Source organism: Pseudomonas sp. SDO52101_S400, assembly GCF_054071635.1.
Map to the genome: position 1 here is coordinate 1 of NZ_JBSVWF010000157.1, position 395 is coordinate 395.

Genomic DNA, 395 nt, shown 5'->3' on the forward strand with positions numbered 1-395 from the left:
CCGAATGCGCCTGCCGGACAACAGCAAGCTCGATTACCACTACGCCAAGGGCGGCACGCTGACGGCGATCGACCTCAACGGCGCCTTGCTCACCCGTCACGTCTACCAGAACGGCCGCGAGCAACAGCGTCAGCAAGGCCTGTTGCTCAGCGAATATGCCTACGACGAACAGGGCCGGTTACGCGCCCACGCTGTCGGCCATCAACGCGGTGCACTGTATCGCCGCGATTTTGCCTACAGCGCCAACGGCAATCTTGAGCACATCGCTGACACCCGACACGGCCAGCGCAGCTACCAGTACGACGCCCTCGACCGGCTGATCCGCGTGCGTCACACCCGTGACGATGTGCCGGAAAACTTCGCCCACGACCCGGCCGGCAACCTGCTGCTGCAGG

General features: G+C 64.3%; 1 pseudogene. It reads left to right on the top strand.

The features are described 5' to 3' along the window. Positions 1–395 (top strand): annotated as a pseudogene (locus ACW9HX_RS29160) (RHS repeat protein); the annotation flags it as partial.